This is a genomic window from Nonlabens sp. MB-3u-79, assembly GCF_002831625.1.
Taxonomy (GTDB): Bacteria; Bacteroidota; Bacteroidia; order Flavobacteriales; family Flavobacteriaceae; genus Nonlabens.
In genome coordinates this window covers 1,554,952-1,573,940 of record NZ_CP025116.1, presented here as the reverse complement: position 1 = coordinate 1,573,940, position 18,989 = coordinate 1,554,952, and the positions used below count along the sequence as shown (strand labels likewise).

Genomic DNA, 18,989 nt, shown 5'->3' with positions numbered 1-18,989 from the left:
ACTTGAATTTTTATTTACCGACAATGTGCAGCTCTACAAAATTCTTGTCTACATATAGGGTTTCCGTTTTTTGATCGTATTTCAAATCTTTCAATGAAACTTTTACATTATCTACCTCTACATAGTTGATTTTAAATGGTAAGCCAATAAAGTTAAAACGTAAGGTTTCATATTCTGTCGCATACTTTCCATCTTTATATTGAGAGATAATAATCTCATTCTCCTTGCCTTTAAAATTTAAATTTCTAAGACTAAAACGGCCTTTTTTGTAGTCATAACCATCTGCTGCATCTTCGTAAACAAAAGACTCTTCTTTACCTATCGTATAATAAACGTCAAGGGTTAGGAATTCTATTTTCTTCTCTCCAACGTACTGCATAACCGGATAGCGCGGAATGATGGAGCCTGATTTAACAAATAACGGGATCTCGTCTATATCGGCATCCACCCAGGCTTCTTTTCCTCCAGTAATCGTTTCACGAGTCCAGAAGTTGTACCATTCCCCTCTAGGAATATACATTCTGCGACCTTTGGCGTTAGGTTCTAATATGGGACAAACCAAGATTTGATCTCCAAAAATAAATTCGTCATTCCTATAATGTGTCTGTGCATCTTCTTGATCGTACACTACTAGTGATTTCAATATAGGGGTTCCTTCTTCAGCATATTGCCAGAAAGCAGTATAGAGATAAGGGAGTAGTTTGTAGCGCAGCTCGATAAATTTTCTAGTGATATTGGTCACATCCTCATCAAATGTCCAAGGTTCTTGATCTCCATGATCACCACTAGAGTGCACACGACAAAAGGGGTGGAAGATACCAAGTGCAATCCATCTCGCAAAAAGCTCCCCCGTAGGCTGCTCTGCAAAACCACCTATATCAGACCCCGCAAAAGACATCCCTGAAAGGGCCATGCGTTGTGCCTGAATATTTGCAATACTCAAATGCTCCCAAGTTGCTACATTATCCCCAAACCAGCTGGAGGTATAGCGCTGTGTTCCTGAATAAGCAGATCTTGTGATCACAAACGGTCGTTTGGGATATATATATTTCTTGACACCTTCATAGGTCGCACGAGCCATCTGAGCGCCGTAAATGTTATGGGCTTTTCTATGGGAACAGGGATGGCCGTCAAAATCGTGACGCACATCATTTGGAAATGTTTTATTAGGAACCTCCATCACTGCTGGCTCATTCATATCATTCCAGATTCCAGCAAGTCCGTTATCTGCAATCAGCCCTTTGAATAAATCTGCCCACCAGGCTCTTACTTTAGGGTTGGTATAATCAGGGAAATAACATTCTCCCGGCCACACCTTTCCTTTCATATAAGGACCATCAGCACGCTTACAGAAGTAGTCGTTTTCCATAGCTTCTTTATAGACATAATAGTCAGGATCTACTTTGATTCCCGGATCTATAATTGCGATCGTCTTAAAACCTTCCTCTCTTAGTTCACTAATCATCTTAGTAGGGTTAGGAAACTTCTCATTATCCCAAGTGAAACAACGGAAACCGTCCATATAGTCGATATCCAAATAAATGGCATCACAAGGAATTTGTAACTCGCGGAATTTTGAAGTGATTTCTCTTACATTACTTTCTGGATAATAACTCCATTTACACTGGTGAAAACCCAGTGCCCACAACGGAGGTAACTCTGGTTTACCAGTAAGCTCTGTATAACCACTTACTACGTTATTTAAATCTGGACCATAGATAAAATAATAATCCATGTTTCCCCCTTGCGCCCAGAAGCTGGTTACATGATGACGCTCTTGTGCAAAATCAAAGAAGGATCTAAAGGTATTATCAAAGAAAATACCATAGGCAATTTTGTTTTGAAGACCTATGTAAAATGGTATGTTTTTATAAAGCGGGTCAGTATGTTTACCAAAAGCATATTGATCTGTTCCCCACATTTCAAACCTTTTGGCGCGCAAATTATTATCTGCCGGTTTATCACCAAGACCGTAATAACTCTCTCCAGGCTGTGCCTTTTTAGACATTTTAACCACCTCACCACCATACTCATAACTCTCTTCATAATGAAAGCCTAATTCATCTTCACAGATGATTTTTCCTTTCAGGTCAAAAATGCGAGATTTTAAATCTTTTTTTGCGATGTGACAAACGACCTTTGAAGTAGTGATCTCGTAGTAACTCTTCTTTTCTAAGACACTTAGTTTGTTATAACCCCTGTTGCTAGTGGCTTCTACCGCATAAGAAAAATCTTTTTCAAGTTTTCCGCCCGTTCCATATTTAAAACGTATCAAACTGTCGCGAAAGATCTGTAACCGCAGTATCACCCCATTATCTGCATGAAAGGTGAGTGTATCAACAACATGGTCAAAAGAAGTTAATTCACCTGGAAATACATTTCCCTGACTGTGTAATTCTGTATTTGTAATCATAGAATGATGGTGTTCAGTATTTTAAGGAGCATCTTGCTGAAATACTCCTTCTCGACTAAATTATGAAAAATATTGATGCAGTAGCATGTTAAACGTGAGATAGTTACGCAAGGCTGAACCTTGTGAATTTGATAAAAACGAGAGTTGTGAGTTGTCATATTCGCAATTAGAAAGAACAACTAGAACCGACTATTGCGATTTTACATGTTGGTTTCTTGATGACAGATTTATCTTTAAAAAGCAACTGATTTTAAAAAATTAATTCCTTTTAATTGACACCAAAAAAAAGCTATCCTCTCGCAAAACCTCGTCAAATGTAAGGAGGTGAAAAAGAATGGAGTCCTGACATAACTCATCTCTAAAATTATTTTACAGCTTATTGAACCCCACCATAAACCAAAACCCCCAAAGGCGGCAATCTCAACGCTACACTTTGCTTTCTGTGATGCCATTCTGTTTCTTGAGCAGTAAAGGTTTTTTTTACTTTAAAGTTGGAGCCATCATATTTAGCATCATCACTATTAAAAAGCAACTTATATTTCTTATTAGTGGGTAATCCTATACGGTAATGATTTCTCACCACTGGTGTCATATTACATACCACCACAAGATGTGAATTTTTTCCTTTCCTGATATAACTGATCACAGAATTTTCGTGATCTTCATAAGAAATCCACTCAAATCCCTCTATACTAAATTGCTTCTCGTACAATGCTTTTTCATTTTTATAAAGCTTGTTCAAGTCTTTTACAACTTCTTGAATTCCTTGATGTGGGGCGTATTGAGTCAAGTGCCAGTCCAGACTTCCGTTAAAGTTCCATTCTTCATGCTGCCCGAATTCAGATCCCATCATCATCAATTTACCACCTGGATGTGTAAACATATAAGAAAAGAGCAACCTTAGATTTGCAAATTTTTGCCAGTCGTCTCCTGGCATTCTTCCCAGTATAGTGCTTTTGCCATAAACCACTTCGTCATGAGATAAGGGCAGCATAAAATTCTCTGTAAAGGCATAAGTCATCGAGAAGGTTAAATCATCTTGATGATGACGTCTGTAAATAGGTTCCTTTTTGAAATACTCCAATGTATCATGCATCCATCCCATCATCCATTTCATACCAAAACCCAGTCCTCCGACTGAAGTGGGTGCGCTAACCATAGGAAAGCTGGTGCTTTCTTCTGCAATAGTTTGTGTGTCGGGATAATTATGATAAACGGCCTCGTTCATTTCTTTTAGAAAAGCAATAGCTTCAAGGTTCTCTCTTCCGCCGTAAATATTAGGATCCCACTCTCCTTCCTCTCTGGAATAGTCTAAAAACAGCATACTGGCCACCGCATCCACTCTCAGACCATCTATATGATATTGATCCAACCAAAAAAGCGCATTAGAAATCAGAAAACTCTTTACTTCATTACGACCATAATTAAAAATCAAAGATTTCCAGTCGGGATGGTATCCTCTTTTTCTATCAGGATGCTCATAAAGGTGTGTCCCGTCAAAATAACCTAACCCATGGGCATCTTCAGGAAAATGCGATGGGACCCAGTCTAATATAACTCCCAGTCCAGCATTATGGCAAGCGTTGACCAGTTCTTGGAATTCTTCTGGATAACCAAATCTTGCGGTAGGTGCAAAATAACCAGTGATTTGATAGCCCCAAGATGGACCATAAGGATATTCCATGACCGGCATGAACTCGATATGGGTGAACTGCATCTCTTTTGCATAAGCTACCAGGTCCAAAGACAGCTCATGGTAACTCAAACTCCTATCTTCCTCTAGCTTATGTTTCCAACTGCCCAAATGAACCTCATACACGGAATATGGAGCATCGAGGGCGTTGTTTTTCTTGCGCGACTTCATCCATTTTTGATCGTTCCAATTGGGTTGATAATCATATACCACACTAGCCGTTCGAGGTGGATGTTCATATCGACGTGCGTAGGGATCTGCCTTTTCTGTTACTATGTTGTTGTGTGAAGATTGAATTTTATATTTATAGGTCGCACCGTGCTTTACCCCTGGAATAAAGCCCTCCCATATACCACTACGGTCCCATCTTACTTGGAGTTGGTGTTCATTTTCTGTCCAGAAATTAAAGTCTCCAATTACAGAAACACTTTTAGCACTAGGTGCCCAAACAGCAAAATAGGTCCCTTCTACCCCATTAAGCGTCATGACATGAGAACCAAATTTCTCATACAACCTATAGTGTTTACCACTTTTGAATAAGTCGATGTCAAAATCTGTAAAACGACTGTGTGCAATTACCTCAGCCATCATTTAAAGTGAAAAACCTTTAGGGATAACTGCGTCTTTTTTGATAACTACAATACCATCTTTCACCACTAAATAATCGGTTTCTTGGTCTTTTAAATGGGGTCCACCATTGATTTTTACGTCATCTCCAATACGTACATTTTTATCTATAATGGTGTTTTTTATATAGCATCGATCTCCTATTCCCGCTAGAATTTTAATATTTGATTTTTCAATTTTCTCAAGAGATTCATAATCATCATTACCCATCATATACGTATTGATTACTGTAGAATCTTTACCTATTCTAGAACGTATTCCTATAACAGAACGTTCAATTTTGGCAGCTTGAATGATACAACCTTCGGCAATAACGGCTTTATTTAGATGAGTGTCCGATATTTTTGAAGTAGGCAACACTCTGGAGTTGGTAAAAATACGTCGCTTGTCATCATACAGATTAAACTCTGGAATATCATCAGTAAGACCTAAGTTAGCTTCAAAAAATGACTCTATATTTCCTATGTCTGTCCAGTACCCCTCAAACTGATAGCTCAGTATTTTATGTTTACCGATAGCCTGTGGTATGATTTCTTTACCAAAATCAATAGTGCTTTCATCATTCATAAGCTCAATCAGTAGGTCCTTGTTAAAAATATAGATCCCCATACTGGCCAGGTGGTTCTTACCTTGTTTTTTCATTTCATCACTTACTGGACTGGTCCAATCTGGCAATAAACTGGTCACCGGCTTTTCAATAAACGAAGTGATGCTATTGTCTTTATCTGTCTTAAGGATACCAAAAGATGGTGCGTCTTTTTCATTTACAGGAATCGTAGCAAGGGATATCTTTACCCCTGCATCTATATGTGCTTGGAGCATTTCATTAAAATCCATTTGATACAATTGATCACCAGATAAAATTAATACATATTCAAAATCATGCCTCAAGAAATGATGCATACTTTGCCTAACGGCATCGGCCGTACCTTGAAACCAAGCATTATTGTCTGGAGTTTGCTCAGCAGCAAGCACATCTACAAATGCCGCACTAAAGAAACTAAAATGGTAGGTATTCTTAATATGCCTGTTTAATGAAGCAGAATTAAATTGTGTCAATACATACATTCTCTTTAAACCAGAGTTGATGCAATTAGAAATAGGTATATCAACTAATCGGTATTTTCCAGCGATATTTACTGCAGGCTTGCTTCTAGTTTCAGTGAGTGGATAAAGTCTTGTTCCTTGTCCACCACCTAAAATGATACTTAAAACTTTGTCGTTCATCATAATTAGTCAGTTAATGAGTTATAGAGTTGTATATAGACTCTTGCAGATCGATCCCAAGAATGATCTATGTTCATGATTTGTTTTCTTAATTTCTTGATTTTCACCTGGTCTTTATAAAGAGTGGCTGCTCTTTTCACAGAAGATACTATTTGCTCCACCGTTGTACCGTCATGCATCAACCCAAAGCCGCTATCCTCTATATCCACAATCGTATCTTTTAATCCGCCTATACCTCTAACGATTGGAATAGTCCCATACCTTAAGGAATACATCTGGTTGAGACCACAAGGCTCTACCCGAGATGGCATCAGTAAAAAATCTGCTCCCGCGTAGACGATATGCGACAACTTTTCATCATAACCTATATACGAATTGTATTTGCCTTTAAATTTATCTTTTAAAGGCATTAACTCCTCTTCTGTTTTAGGATCTCCAGACCCTAATAACAAGATAGAAACATTTTGATTATGGAGCACTTGTTCGAAGGCTTCTGGAAAAAGGTCAGAGCCCTTTTCATAAACTAACCTGCCTATAAAGGCAAATAAAGGTTGATCAATATCTAGGTTATACGTATCGCATAGCCATTTCTTATTGGCCTTTTTACCACTTGTATTTGTTGCTAGGGTATAGTTCTTTACCAGATAGGAGTCAGTGACCGTATCCCAAACTTGTGTATCTATACCATTGAGAATCCCTACACATTTTGCAGACTCATGACTTAATAAACCTTCTAACCCATTAGCGTGCTGTTTTAATTCTTCCATGTAACTAGGAGAAACGGTATTGACTCGCCAAGCACATTTAATAGCACATGCCAGCGGATTTATATTTCCATCCCAATCTAACAATCCGGTGTACTCTGCTTTAAAAGCAGGGATCCAGCCTATAAGTTCGTGAGAAAACCATCCTTGATACTGCGCATTGTGAATGCTCAGCACAGAGGCTGTATTTTTAAACAGCTCAAAATCGTAACAATATTGCATCATAAAAGGAACTAGTCCTGTATGATGATCGTGGCAGTGAATCACATCTGGCAGTTGCTTTTGTGTACCTAACCATTGCAGTGCAGCAATTTGAAAGGCAGTAAACCTTTTGGAATCATCAGCAGAATAGACGTATTCTTTAAAGAGCAATGCTGGAATATCAATCAAATAGAGTGTAAAACCTAAGTCTCTATCTACGAGCTGGAGAACATTAAATTTAAAATGTTCTTCAGCTAATTTGACGCTTCCACTTCCAATATTTTTAAAGCGGTTTGTCTTTGTAAAAGCCAGATCATAAAAGGGCATGATAACACTGGCATGTTCTCCTTGTGCGTTTTGATATTTAGGAAGTGCCCCCACAACATCTGCAAGCCCACCTACTTTGGCCACTGGATAGCACTCGGCACTGATATGGATAATATTCATAAGTTAACTGGTTCGTTTACTGCATATAAATTAAATCAATTCCGACAACAATTACTTCCTTTCTTTTAAATTAAAGGAAGTTTTTAAGCCTGTAAAGATATTTGCTCTGTCGCCCATAAGATAGCATCGTTCATTTTCTCAAATATCTCAAATGGTTTTGCGCTGAATTGCTTTTCATAATTTGCTGTGTTTTCTTTAATATCAGAATTCACGACAATTCCTATACCTAACAAATTATCAATTTCTGCTACTTTTAAATATACCAAGGGATTAACAGAGTAAGAATTGACTCTATTTCCTATGTAAATCATTTTACGATTTGAAAAGTGTTTATCAATCATCGCCTTCAAGACTTGCGCATGATCAACAGTCACTATTTCTCCTTCTTTAATCTGGTTGATTAAATAATTTTCAAAAATAAATACCTCAGAATAACCCAAGTCGTAATATCGTAATTCGTTCATGCTTTAAGTTAGCACTTAAATATACATTAATTTATAGAAAATAAAAAAATATTTTGCTTTCGCTAGAGCGGCGTATCAATAATGTTTTTAAAAAAAATATTTTGCCAATCATCAAACATTCTATAATCTCAAAAGTGCAAAAAACAAAAATGGCTGCAATAAATTGCAGCCATTTTTAATAAAACGAATTATAAAATTAAGTCAGTTGTGCTTTTACAACAGCACTTATGGTTCTCCCATCTGCTTTGCCAGCGAGTTCTTTATTTGCCATTCCCATAACTTTACCCATGTCTTTCATTCCTGCGGCACCTGTTTTAGCAATGATAGCGGTCACTACTTTTGTTATTTCTTCTTCACTCAATTGTTCTGGTAAAAATTGCTCTAACACTGCTGCTTGAGCGAGTTCTGGCTCCGAGAGGTCTTCTCTGTTTTGCTCTGAAAAGATGCGAGCACTGTCCTTGCGTTGCTTTACTAATTTTTGAACCAGCTTAACTTCCTCTTCTTCGGTCAGCCCGTCACTAGTACCTGATGTTCTCGCTAATAAAATCTCACTCTTTACGGCTCTTAATGCTGCGAGAGCTGTTTGATCTTTTGCTTTCATGGCCTCTTTAATGGCTGTCATGATTTCATTCTCTAAACTCATAATCCTATTTTTATTATTGGTAAAGCATTCTATTTGGGTCCTGTTGACGGCTGCATATACATCGTCTGATCCACAAACCAAAAGTACGATTTTGTGAAACATAAAAAAACCCAAAAACCATTACAGTATTTGGGCAGTTTGTGTTTTATAGAAACTATTGCTAGTCTACATTATCATGTAAAAAAGAATTATTATTAGTACGCAACTGGATCTCGTTATTCTCATCTGTAGAAAGTGTTGTTCTTGATCTATCTCTTTCTTCTGGTAATTTATCCAGCTCTACACCATGCCTTAAATAGGCTGGTTTCTTCTCTATCTCATCTAGTCTATGAGAGCTCTTGAACTTAAAATTATAAGCGTGCATCTTACGCTTGCGTTCTTCTGCTCTAAGTACTAAAGCTTCATTAAGAGGCAGATCAGTAGGTTCCACATTTTTACGAACCTCTTGATCCACTTGTTTAGAAGTTTGTTCCACTTCTTTGGTCAGGATCTTTATTTCTGACTCTGCTACTACATTCTCTTTAGACTCTTTAGACTCTGCAGGTTTTGCGGCGTTCAATTGATCTTCTACCTCCATATAATCTTCCAAAGAATACTTTTTTTCACCTTCGTTAGAAAACTCTGTTACTGGAACCACATTAATAGGATCGTTTACTTCAATATCTTCTAGTTGATAGGTAATAGCTGGCTCATCTTTGTCTTGTAACTGTGCTGATAAAGGCATGTCAAAATCTAAGAAAAACTGATCTTTCTCTTCTTCCTCTGTGATTTCTGAAGCGACCTCAATAGACGACACTTCTTTGATGACAAATTCCTGAGCCTGATCCAGCACTTCTTCGTACACCACATTGAGGTTTTCTATAAATTCTGTGGTAGGAATCAATGTGTTTTCTTCTACTACAGGTGCAATTGTTTCCTCTACCTCTTCATCTCCTAGTTCATGAACGATAATTAATGGCTCAGCAGGTTCTGAAGGTCGGGCTGTTTTTGGTGCTTGTTCCGCTTTCGCGAAAGCGGGATCCTCTTCTATTTCCTCGTCCAGATCCATGATTAATTCACCAGCAATCACATTGCTAGTCTTCTCTTCTAAAATTGCTGTAGCGCGTTGCTCCTCTTCCAGTGTATGGATAATGCGCTTAGCTTCTGTATTGGATATTTCATTTTGTTGCTCAACATCAAATCCTGTAGCAATAACAGTGATGGAAATCGCGTCACCTAAAGCTTCGTCTTCTCCTACACCCATAATGATATTTGCTACACCACCAGCTTCATTCTGTATGTGTTCATTTATTTCACCTATTTCATCAATAGTAATTTCTTCTGTCCCAGAGACGATCAATAGCAACACGTTGGTAGCGCCTTCAATTTTATTATCATTCAACAAAGGAGAGTCTAAAGCCTTAAGAATTCCTTCTTGAGCGCGGTTAGCGCCAGTGGATTGTGCGCTTCCCATAATAGCAGTACCACTATTTGCTAGTACTGTTCTTGCGTCATGTAAATCAATGTTTTGAGTGTAATGATTTGTGATCACCTCTGCAATACCTCTTGAGGCAGTAGCAAGTACCTCATCAGCTTTAGAGAATCCTGCTTTAAAACCTAAGTTTCCATACACGTCTCTCAATTTATTATTATTGATAATAATCAATGAATCCACACTCTTGCGGAATTTTTCTATTCCTTTTTGCGCTTGCTGATTACGCACTTTTCCTTCAAACTGGAAAGGAGTTGTGACGATACCGACAGTAAGAATGTCCATATCGCGCGCTATTTGTGCGATTACTGGAGCAGCTCCTGTTCCAGTTCCTCCACCCATTCCAGCGGTAATGAATACCATTTTAGTATTAGAATCTAAGAGTGCCCTAACATCTTCTATACTTTCTTGTGCTGCTCGTTCCCCCACTTCAGGATTTGCCCCAGCTCCTAAGCCTTCGGTTAAAGTCACTCCTAATTGTATTTTATTAGGCACAGGGCTGTTTTCAAGGGCTTGTGAATCTGTATTGCAGATGACAAAGTCTACTCCTTTAATGCCCTGCTGGTACATGTGTTTGATGGCATTGCTACCACCACCACCTACTCCGATGACTTTGATTACGTTTGATTTGTTTTTAGGCAAATCAAAGGCGATGCTGTTAAATTCTTCACTCATAATATGGCTACTTTATGGTTTAAGCTTTGTGGTCGTTTCACCACGATATTCCTAATTATCTGTTGCAAGCGAGCAATCTTAACTGCATTACTCTGCTTTATCTAGAAAGTCTTTAAACCTAGTTGCCCAAGCGTCAAAAATTCCTTTCTTTTTTACTTCATCCGAAATAGTTGAAGATTCTTCGTCTGTTTCTTCTCCTTCTTCTGTTGATTGCTCTAGAACTGTTTCTTCTTCTACTGCTTCTTCTTCATCTTCTTCAAATTGTCCTTCTAGACCTTTCATTACCAATCCTACTGCTGTTGCAAATAATGGGCTGGTACTTTCTGTATCGCTATCACCAGCGAGATGCTCATTGGGATATCCTATTCTGCTAGGCATTCCTGTCACATACTCTGCTAATTGTTTGATATGCTTTAATTGGCTTCCTCCACCTGTTAACACTACTCCTGCGATCAATTGCTTTTTAGGCTCATCATGCCCGTAGTTTTTAATCTCTACAAAAACCGTTTCTAATATCTCAATAACACGAGCGTGAATGATTTTACTCAAGTTTTTAAGTGTGATCTCCTTAGGCTCACGACCTCTTAATCCAGGAATAGAGACTATTTCATTTTCTTTATTCTCACCAGGCCACGCACTACCAAATTTTGTTTTGAGCAGCTCTGCTTGTTTTTCTATGATCGAGCAACCTTCCTTAATGTCCTGAGTAATGATGTTACCACCTTGAGGAATTACAGCCGTATGGCGTATGATCCCATCTTTAAAAATGGCAAGATCTGTAGTTCCACCACCTATATCGATTAAAGCAACTCCAGCTTCTTTTTCTTCTTGACTCAAGACTGCATCTGCACTTGCAAGTGGTTCTAGGGTTATTCTCTTTAATTCAAGATCGGCACTTTTTACACATCTATAAATATTGCGTATAGAGGCTACCTGACCGACTACAACATGAAAATTTGCTTCTAAACGACCACCGTACATTCCTACAGGTTCCTTCACGTCGGACTGTCCATCAATTTTATATTCTTGAGGAAGCACATGAATAATTTCTTCTCCAGGAAGCATGACTAGTTTAAACACCTGATTGCAAAGGTTTGCAATGTCATCTTGATCAATAACGACTTCACTGTCTGCTCTAGTGATGTAATCACTGTGTTGCAAACTGCGTATATGCTGTCCTGCAATTCCTACGGTCACATCTTTTATTTTAATCCCACTTACCGCTTCTGCTTGGCTTACCGCTTGTTGTATGGAATTAATGGTTTGAGTAATGTTATTTACCACCCCGCGATGTACACCCAAACTTTTTGATCTCCCTACCCCTAGAATCTCAAGTTTGCCGTATTCATTCTTACGACCGATCATAGCTACAATCTTAGTTGTACCTATATCCAGTCCTACTGCATATTCTTGTTGTTCCATTTTCCTACTTTTTTATTACTACTACTTGGTTGTCAAATCGCAAGTCTATTGATTTGATCTCGCTCAATCCGTTATCCTTTTGCATCTTTGCAAGAAAGGCTTTGTAATTCATCATCTTATGATCGAGCTTTTCTACTTTTCCTAACTTCACTTTAAAATCAAAAGCTCTTACCGATAAGGTCACCTCATCTATTTTATCAAATACTACTTGAGTAAAAGATGCTTTTAACAACTCATCCTCTTTAATAAAATTGATCAAATCAAAGGTCTTATCCTGTACGTTCTCCCGGTACCCATATATCAAAGGAACATTTGCTGTATGCTCTTTTGATAGTGGCATGATTAAATTATCCTGGTCGAGATAAGCATTTGTTTTTCCCATGATCCTTGCAATAGGCTTTCTAGGTTGCACAACAACTTTAAGCCATCCATCAAGAGAAACAGAAACCTCTGCATCTCTGATCATTGCATTTTGAACAAGTCGTAATTCAGTCTTATTCAAATCTAGATTTTCTATGTTCAGGTTCTTAAGAGAATCATTATTTTGTATCAACAATTTATTAACGTTCTTTTCTGAAATCAAAGGATCGCTATAGTCTGTAAATGTGATGCTTATGGATTTTAATTTTCTGGTACTATATCTGCTTGACGCAAAAGCATAAAGGCTTATTACCAATAAGATAACCAGCACCAACCTAATAATGTTCTTTAGTTTATGCATGGCCCCATTTTTTAGTGAGTTGATTTATTTCTACACTTATATCACCAGCACCTAACATCAAGACAACTCGTATGTCCATTTCCTCGATAAATTCTTCGAGATCTTTCTTCTCTACTAGCCTAACTACTTCTGGTGCATTTTCTAACGAATTGATTTTTTGACACAACAGTTCTGAATGAATTCCTTCAATAGGAAGTTCTCTTGCTGGATAAATATCTAACAAGCCCACTTTGTCGAACTGACTTAAAGCTTGCGCAAATTCGTCCATAAAATCCCGCGTCCTAGAGAATAAATGCGGTTGAAACACGACTAACTTCTTCTCTTCTGGATACATTTCTGAAACGGCTTGAAACACTGCATTGATCTCTGTAGGATGATGAGCATAGTCGTCTATCAATACTCGTTTGTCCGTATCAATGCGGTACGTAAACCTGCGCTCTACTCCAGGAAAAGAGGCTAAAGCCAATTGGATTTTTCCAGCATCTGCTCCGTATTCTAAAGCTACCGCCATAGCCATTAGTGCATTACTCAGGTTGTGCCTGCCGGGTAACTTTAAAAAGCATTTTTCTAGAACACCTTGAGGAGTTTTAAAATCAAAATGGTACGCACCGTCTATGATCACTTCGTTAAGCGCTAGGTACACTCCAGAGTCAAGTCCAACTTGGAGCCCTTTTACATCTAGTTGTTCATTGATCAACAAAGTTTTACCTTTCAGTAGAGCTGCAAAATCATGAAAGGTCTTTTCAAAGGTCGCTGCATCTCCATAAATATCCAGATGATCTGCATCCATGGATGTAATTCCCGCAATATCTGGATCCAATTGCATGAAGGAACGGTCGAATTCGTCTGCTTCAACGACCATAACATCTGTTCCAGAACAAATATAATTGGTGTGGTATTCTTCTAAAATCCCCCCTAAGAAGGCTGTTATCTTGACATCGCTTTTGTAAAGTAAATGAGCCAATATAGCACTTGTAGTTGTTTTTCCATGAGTTCCAGCAATGGCTAGACAAGTCATCGTTCTAGAAATCTGACCTAGGAGTTGTGCACGTTTGATGGTGCTGACTCCGCTTTCGCGAAAGCGGACTAATTCTCCAAAACCAACTGGCACAGCAGGAGTGTAAACAACTTGTGCCGTTTTTGAGTTTTTGAATGCCTCAGGAATCATTTCAAAATGGTCTACATAATGAATAGCGATTCCCTCTGCCTCTAATTTTTCAGTCAAAGAAGTAGCAACGCGATCGTAACCGGCTACTTTTTTCCCTTGTTCATTTAGGTAACGAGCCAGCGCACTCATCCCAATTCCACCTATCCCGATGAAATAAAAATGTGATATGTGTTCTAACTCTTTCATTGGAGTAATTGCTCTAATTCGTTAACAATAGATTTTGTAGCGTCTGGAAGCGCAAGTTTTTTTATGTTTTCAGAAAGTTTTTTCTGTAATTCTAGATCAGCATACAACCCCTTCCAAAGTGTTGTGAAATTCTGATCAAGATCTTCTTCTTTAATCATTAATGCAGCATCTTTCTCAATTATTGCTTGTGCGTTTTTAGTCTGATGATCTTCTGCCACATGTGGTGACGGAATGAAAATCACTGGTTTTCCGACTATACAAAGCTCTGAAATAGAACCAGCTCCAGCACGCGAGATGATAAAATCTGCTGCTGCGTAGGCGAGATCCATTCTGTCTAAAAAGGCGTGAACGTGAACGCTTTCTTGGTTTTTATTTTTGTATTCTTCGTAATAGAATTTACCGCATTGCCAAATGATTTGCACCTCTTCTTTCAATGCGTGCAATTGACTTTCAATCAATTGATTCACTCTTCTTGCTCCAAGGCTTCCTCCCAGCACCAATAAGGTTTTTTTATGAGCATCTAATTGAAAGTGAGCTATTGCTTCTTCTCTTAAATGAGAACTATCGAGCAGATCCTGACGTACCGGATTACCGGTTAAAACGAGCTTATCTTTAGGGAAAAACCGCTCGAGGCCATTACTGGCTACACAAATTTTATGGACTCTTTTACTCAGTAATTTATTAGTGATTCCTGGATAGGAATTTTGTTCTTGAATAAGCGTTGGGATTCTCATTTTATGAGCCATAAAAAGAAGTGGTCCACTAGCAAACCCTCCAGTCCCTACGGCAATATCTGGTTGGAATTTTTCAATGATTTTGCGTGCGTCATAAAGACTCTTGATCACTTTAAATGGAAAAGCCAGATTTTTAAGAGAAAGACTTCTTTGAATACCACTGATCCATAGGCCTTTGATTTGATAACCTGCGGCAGGCACTTTTTCCATTTCCATACGATCCTTTGCACCCACAAATAGTATCTCACAGTCTGCCCATCTTCTCTTGCATTCATTTGCAATAGAAATCGCCGGGTAGATATGTCCACCTGTTCCTCCACCTGATATGATTATTTTATATGGCTTCACTGAGTACATCTAAGGGGTTCATTTCTTCTTCTTTTACTTTTTCTTGAGCAATAGTCTCTTCTCGTTTTGCACTGACACTCAACACGATTCCTATGGCCATACAAGTCATTAATATAGAAGTACCACCACTACTTATCAATGGTAAGGTCTGCCCAGTAACGGGAATTAAATTAACCGCTACAGCCATATTTGTCAATGCCTGAAAAACAATAGGAAAACCAACACCTATGACCAGTAACTGCCCAAAAATCGAGCTGGCCTTTGTAGAAATGATGATCAACCTAAATAGAAAAAACAGGTACAAGGCAAGTATAAAAAGACCTCCTATAATTCCAAATTCCTCTAGTATAATCGCATAAATAAAATCACTTGCTGATTGCGGTAATACGTGTTTTGTCGCGCTTTTTCCTGGACCTACTCCAGCGATGTAACCATTTGCTATGGCTGTTTTAGCTCGTTCTACTTGATAGTTGGAATCTGCGTCTCCTTCTCCTCCAAATGTGGCAATACGAGATACCCAAGTATCCACGCGGTTGGGGAAGACTCCAGGAAAAGCCTTTGCTGTAAGAATAAATAAACTCAACGCCACAAAACCAATTCCTATAATACCTAGTAAATATTTTATAGGGTAACCACCCACAAAACAAGTCATCAATATCATGGTGAAAATGAGCAATGCTGTGGATAAATTAAAAGGTGCAATGAGCACCAATATGATTCCTACTGGCACCCATAATGGTAAAACAGACTGCTTAAAAGTGACCACTTTATCTTTAATAGATGCTAGATATTTTGCCACGTATGCCATCAATACCACAAAGGCAAAAGTGCTGGTTTGAAACTTCATTCCTATTACAGGAACAGTCATCCACCTGCTCGCACTGGCACCACCCATAATTGTACCTTGCATTGCAGTGTAAATGAGCAACAGAATTACTACCGGAAGCAGTAAAACGCTCAAGCCTCTAAAATATCGGTAAGGGATCTTATGTACCGAATATAAAATTCCCAGTCCTATAACTACATGTCCAAAGTGCTTTACCAGATACTTTGTGGTATTACCAGTTCCAGTTCCTATATAGGCGAGATTTGCACTTGCGCTGTACACAGGAAGGAAGGAAAACACCAGTAAAATAATTACCAGCGCCCATAAAAAGGAATCTCCAGATATGTAGCTTCTAATTTTCAATTTACAATCCTCTTACTGCGTTTTTAAATTGGCGACCACGGTCTTCATAGTTCTTAAAAAGATCAAAACTGGCACATGCCGGACTTAACAAGACCGTATCACCTGCTTGAGCGAGCTTATACGCTACTCTTACGGCATCTTCCATGTTACTAGTTTCTACCATTTGCTCTACACAATTTCCAAAAGCCTCTACGATCTTAGAATTATCCTCTCCGAGACATACTATAGCTTTAACCTTTCGATTTACCAGACTGTATAAATCAGAGTAATCGTTTCCTTTATCCACACCTCCGACAATCCATACGGTAGGTTGCTCCATGCTGTCCAGCGCATAATAAGTTGCGTTTACATTAGTTGCTTTTGAATCGTTGATGTATTGAACTTTATTAATTTTTAATACATTTTCTAGACGGTGTTCCACTCCTTCAAAAGAAGTAAGACTTTGTCTGATGGTCTCCTTTCTTATTTGTAGAAGTTTTGAAGCGGTAGAAGCAGCCATTGCGTTTGCAGTGTTGTGCTTTCCTTTAATTGACAATTGCTCTATAGGCATAGTAAATAATGAGTTATGGGTGTTAATATGAATCTGATGGTTATGTAAATAAGCTCCTGTTTCTAGTTTCCTTTCCATAGAAAAAGGAATGAGCTGTGCTTTTATATCTAATTGTTTTATGGAGTCGGTAATGGCTTTATCGTCTGCATTATAAATGAGGTAATCGTTCTCATCTTGATTCATCGCGATACGCATTTTACTGGCTACGTAATTCTCAAATTTGTAATCGTATCGATCCAAATGATCTGGAGTGATATTTAAAATAATGGCTATATGCGGTTTAAACGTATTGATGCCGTCCAATTGAAAACTGCTTACTTCTAACAATCTGTTTGCCGATTTACCTTCCGACACTTGTTGTGCAAAACTCTCCCCAATGTTTCCGCCGGTGGTGTGATCGAGTTGGGCCACGTTAAGGATGTGATCCATTAAACTAGTTACCGTTGTTTTTCCGTTAGAGCCTGTTATCGCGATAATGCATTCATCGGTGAAACGAGCGGCAAATTCAATTTCTGATACCACCTCAATCCCTTTGGCTTTAATCGCTACAATCAATGGCGCGTTATCTGGAATCCCTGGGCTTTTTACTACTAAGGAAGCATTGAGAATTTTCTCCATCGTATGACCTCCTGATTCATAGGAAATAGCTTGTTCTTGTAAGGCTTTCGCGAAAGCGGGAACTAAAACACCTGCATCACTTAAAAAAACATCATAGCCTTCTTGAACCCCTAACACAGCTGCGCCCATGCCACTAATCCCTCCTCCGAGGACGACAAGACGTTGATTGCTATTATATGGATGCGACAGACTCATTAACGTACTTTTAGGGTTACAATACTGATAATGGCGAGCAATATTCCCACGATCCAAAACCGTACAACGATCTTGCTTTCATGAATACCTCGTTTTTGATAATGATGGTGTAATGGAGACATGAGAAAAATTCTTCTTCCTTCTCCATGTTTATTTTTAGTGTATTTGAACCAACTTACCTGCATCACTACAGAAAGGTTTTCCATTAAGAAAATACCGCAAAGAATAGGGATCAATAATTCCTTTCTAGTCGCAATGGCCAGCACGGCGATGATACCTCCGATAGTAAGACTTCCTGTATCCCCCATAAAAACTTGGGCTGGAAAGGTGTTATACCATAGAAAACCAACTAGTGCCCCGGCAAATGCGGTGACAAAAACCACCATCTCCCCAGAGTTAGGTATGTACATCACGTTGAGATAATTGGAGAAAATAATATTCCCAGAAATCCATGCAAATAATGCTAGAGTAATGACTACTATAACACTAGTTCCTGCGGCGAGCCCATCAATTCCATCAGTGAGGTTTGCACCGTTTGAAACAGCTGTTACGATGATAATTACGATAGGTATAAATACCAACCATGCCCAATTGGCAAGACTAGGGTCGATCCAATCAATCAAACTTGCATAATCAAACTCATTATCCTTTACAAAAGGGATGGTTGTTTTAGTAGACTTTTCTGCAGCACCAAATTCCACTGGAATATTTTGAGATACGAGTTCTTGTTTATTTGTAGTATGTACAATTTTTTCTTTAATCGTTATCCCATCGTGGAAAAACATGATAGAACCAATAATAGCGCCTAACCCCACCTGGCCTATCACCTTGAAAACACCTTTTAAACCACCTTTATCTTTTTTGAAAATCTTGATATAATCGTCCGTAAAACCTATCAATCCCATCCAGATCGTGGTGATGATCAACATGACTACGTAAATATTATCTATCTGACATAAAAGAAATGCTGGAATCAAGGTTGCCAAAATGATGATGATCCCGCCCATTGTAGGCGTGCCAGCTTTTTGCGCTTGTCCTTCCAGACCTAAGTCGCGTACGGTTTCCCCTACCTGCTGTTTTTGTAAAAAGTTAATGATGCGCTTACCATAAATAGTAGAAAAAGCTAGCGAAAGAACAAATGCAATAGCCGCTCTAAAGGTGATAAACCCAAAAAGCGATGCGCCCGGCATATTAAATTCTTCTTCTAGATATTTGAATAAATAGTATAGCATC

General features: G+C 38.5%; 14 protein-coding genes. All 14 read right to left on the bottom strand.

Going from position 1 to position 18,989, the window contains the following annotated elements; translation table 11 throughout:
* Positions 1–10 precede the first annotated feature (10 nt).
* Positions 11–2,413 (bottom strand): glycoside hydrolase family 31 protein, encoded by a 2,403-nt coding sequence (locus tag CW736_RS06920; protein ID WP_101013264.1) that lies wholly within the window; start codon positions 2,411–2,413, stop codon positions 11–13.
* A 376-nt stretch (positions 2,414–2,789) separates the two neighbouring features.
* Positions 2,790–4,694 (bottom strand): 1,4-alpha-glucan branching protein GlgB, encoded by a 1,905-nt coding sequence (gene glgB / locus CW736_RS06915; RefSeq protein WP_101013263.1) that lies wholly within the window; start codon positions 4,692–4,694, stop codon positions 2,790–2,792.
* Between the two features lie 3 nt (positions 4,695–4,697).
* Positions 4,698–5,963: a glucose-1-phosphate adenylyltransferase gene (locus CW736_RS06910; protein ID WP_101013262.1), complete on the bottom strand. Its 1,266-nt coding sequence runs from the start codon at positions 5,961–5,963 to the stop codon at positions 4,698–4,700.
* 2 nt (positions 5,964–5,965) lie between these two features.
* Positions 5,966–7,372, bottom strand: coding sequence for a glycogen synthase (locus CW736_RS06905; protein WP_101013261.1), 1,407 nt, complete (start codon positions 7,370–7,372; stop codon positions 5,966–5,968).
* Positions 7,373–7,455: 83 nt separating this feature from the next.
* Complete coding sequence (locus CW736_RS06900; protein ID WP_101013260.1) at positions 7,456–7,836, bottom strand: hypothetical protein; 381 nt, start codon at positions 7,834–7,836, stop codon at positions 7,456–7,458.
* A gap of 196 nt (positions 7,837–8,032) precedes the next feature.
* Positions 8,033–8,479, bottom strand: a complete 447-nt coding sequence (locus CW736_RS06895; protein ID WP_101013259.1) for a GatB/YqeY domain-containing protein — start codon at positions 8,477–8,479, stop codon at positions 8,033–8,035.
* A gap of 160 nt (positions 8,480–8,639) precedes the next feature.
* On the bottom strand, positions 8,640–10,625 hold the full coding sequence (gene ftsZ / locus CW736_RS06890; RefSeq protein WP_101013258.1) for a cell division protein FtsZ: 1,986 nt from the start codon (positions 10,623–10,625) through the stop codon (positions 8,640–8,642).
* Positions 10,626–10,712: 87 nt separating this feature from the next.
* The gene (gene ftsA, locus CW736_RS06885) at positions 10,713–12,047 is read right to left on the bottom strand and encodes a cell division protein FtsA (RefSeq protein WP_101013257.1); all 1,335 of its coding nucleotides are present in this window, start codon (positions 12,045–12,047) and stop codon (positions 10,713–10,715) included.
* Between the two features lie 4 nt (positions 12,048–12,051).
* On the bottom strand, positions 12,052–12,768 hold the full coding sequence (locus CW736_RS06880; protein WP_232735437.1) for a cell division protein FtsQ/DivIB: 717 nt from the start codon (positions 12,766–12,768) through the stop codon (positions 12,052–12,054).
* A complete protein-coding gene (murC, locus tag CW736_RS06875) occupies positions 12,761–14,122 on the bottom strand; it encodes a UDP-N-acetylmuramate--L-alanine ligase (RefSeq protein ID WP_101013256.1) in 1,362 nt (453 codons plus the stop codon). The genes CW736_RS06880 and murC overlap by 8 nt, the downstream gene beginning before the upstream one ends.
* Positions 14,119–15,204 carry an undecaprenyldiphospho-muramoylpentapeptide beta-N-acetylglucosaminyltransferase gene (gene murG, locus CW736_RS06870; RefSeq protein WP_198519354.1) on the bottom strand — a complete coding sequence of 362 codons (1,086 nt, stop codon included), beginning with the start codon at positions 15,202–15,204 and terminating at the stop codon, positions 14,119–14,121. Before murG ends, murC begins: the two co-directional genes overlap by 4 nt.
* Complete coding sequence (locus CW736_RS06865) at positions 15,191–16,393, bottom strand: FtsW/RodA/SpoVE family cell cycle protein (RefSeq protein ID WP_101015061.1); 1,203 nt, start codon at positions 16,391–16,393, stop codon at positions 15,191–15,193. The genes murG and CW736_RS06865 overlap by 14 nt, the downstream gene beginning before the upstream one ends.
* Position 16,394: 1 nt before the next feature.
* Entirely contained in the window at positions 16,395–17,756 is a 1,362-nt protein-coding gene (murD, locus tag CW736_RS06860; protein ID WP_101013254.1) for a UDP-N-acetylmuramoyl-L-alanine--D-glutamate ligase, read from the bottom strand.
* On the bottom strand, positions 17,756–18,988 hold the full coding sequence (mraY, locus tag CW736_RS06855; RefSeq protein ID WP_101013253.1) for a phospho-N-acetylmuramoyl-pentapeptide-transferase: 1,233 nt from the start codon (positions 18,986–18,988) through the stop codon (positions 17,756–17,758). The genes murD and mraY overlap by 1 nt, the downstream gene beginning before the upstream one ends.
* Between the last annotated feature and the right edge of the window lies 1 nt (position 18,989).

What these genes read in the sequence shown, in the direction of transcription:
- murD (WP_101013254.1), bottom strand. Translation starts at nt 17,756, where the DNA reads ATGAGTCTGTCGCATCCATATAATAGCAATCAACGTCTTGTCGTCCTC.
- murC (WP_101013256.1), bottom strand. Translation starts at nt 14,122, where the DNA reads ATGAAAGAGTTAGAACACATATCACATTTTTATTTCATCGGGATAGGT.
- ftsZ (WP_101013258.1), bottom strand. Translation starts at nt 10,625, where the DNA reads ATGAGTGAAGAATTTAACAGCATCGCCTTTGATTTGCCTAAAAACAAA.
- CW736_RS06895 (WP_101013259.1), bottom strand. Translation starts at nt 8,479, where the DNA reads ATGAGTTTAGAGAATGAAATCATGACAGCCATTAAAGAGGCCATGAAA.
- CW736_RS06920 (WP_101013264.1), bottom strand. Translation starts at nt 2,413, where the DNA reads ATGATTACAAATACAGAATTACACAGTCAGGGAAATGTATTTCCAGGT.
- ftsA (WP_101013257.1), bottom strand. Translation starts at nt 12,047, where the DNA reads ATGGAACAACAAGAATATGCAGTAGGACTGGATATAGGTACAACTAAG.
- CW736_RS06910 (WP_101013262.1), bottom strand. Translation starts at nt 5,963, where the DNA reads ATGATGAACGACAAAGTTTTAAGTATCATTTTAGGTGGTGGACAAGGA.
- CW736_RS06905 (WP_101013261.1), bottom strand. Translation starts at nt 7,372, where the DNA reads ATGAATATTATCCATATCAGTGCCGAGTGCTATCCAGTGGCCAAAGTA.
- CW736_RS06880 (WP_232735437.1), bottom strand. Translation starts at nt 12,768, where the DNA reads ATGCATAAACTAAAGAACATTATTAGGTTGGTGCTGGTTATCTTATTG.
- CW736_RS06900 (WP_101013260.1), bottom strand. Translation starts at nt 7,836, where the DNA reads ATGAACGAATTACGATATTACGACTTGGGTTATTCTGAGGTATTTATT.
- glgB (WP_101013263.1), bottom strand. Translation starts at nt 4,694, where the DNA reads ATGGCTGAGGTAATTGCACACAGTCGTTTTACAGATTTTGACATCGAC.
- mraY (WP_101013253.1), bottom strand. Translation starts at nt 18,988, where the DNA reads ATGCTATACTATTTATTCAAATATCTAGAAGAAGAATTTAATATGCCG.